This window comes from Amycolatopsis sp. A133 (assembly GCF_031082405.1).
In the GTDB taxonomy this organism is placed as follows: domain Bacteria; phylum Actinomycetota; class Actinomycetes; order Mycobacteriales; family Pseudonocardiaceae; genus Amycolatopsis.
Window position 1 is genome coordinate 1 of record NZ_JAVHJU010000022.1, and the last position, 813, is coordinate 813.

Sequence of the window (813 nt, forward strand, 5' to 3'; positions counted from 1 at the left end):
TGGTGTTCCCGAGTAGCAGCGAGCTCGTGGAATTTGCTGTGAATCTGCCGGGACCACCCGGTAAGCCTAAATACTTCCTGAAGACCGATAGCGGACTAGTACCGTGAGGGAAAGATGAAAAGTACCCCGGGAGGGGAGTGAAAGAGTACCTGAAACCGTGTGCCTACAAGCCGTCAGAGCCTGTGATGGGTGATGGCGTGCCTTTTGAAGAATGAGCCTGCGAGTTAGTGCTGCGTGGCGAGGTTAACCCGTGTGGGGTAGCCGTAGCGAAAGCGAGTCTGAATAGGGCGTCTGTAGTCGCGTGGTCTAGACCCGAAGCGGAGTGATCTACCCATGGCCAGGGTGAAGCGACGGTAAGACGTCGTGGAGGCCCGAACCCACTTAGGTTGAAAACTGAGGGGATGAGCTGTGGGTAGGGGTGAAAGGCCAATCAAACTCCGTGATAGCTGGTTCTCCCCGAAATGCATTTAGGTGCAGCGTCGTATGTTTCTCCACGGGGGTAGAGCTACTGGATGGTCTAGGGGCCTTACCGGGTTACCGAAATCAACCAAACTCCGAATACCGTGGTGTTAGAGTACGGCAGTGAGACGGCGGGGGATAAGCTTCGTCGTCGAGAGGGAAACAGCCCAGAACACCAGCTAAGGCCCCTAAGTGTGTGCTCAGTGGGAAAGGATGTGGGATTGCCCAGACAACCAGGAGGTTGGCTTAGAAGCAGCCACCCTTGAAAGAGTGCGTAATAGCTCACTGGTCAAGTGGTCCTGCGCCGACAATGTAGCGGGGCTTAAGCACACCGCCGAAGCTGTGTCATTGACA

The 813-nt window shown here is 55.5% G+C and carries 1 rRNA gene; it reads left to right on the plus strand.

Going from position 1 to position 813, the window contains the following annotated elements:
- Nucleotides 1-813: ribosomal RNA gene (locus Q5425_RS17625) — 23S ribosomal RNA — on the plus strand; the annotation flags it as partial.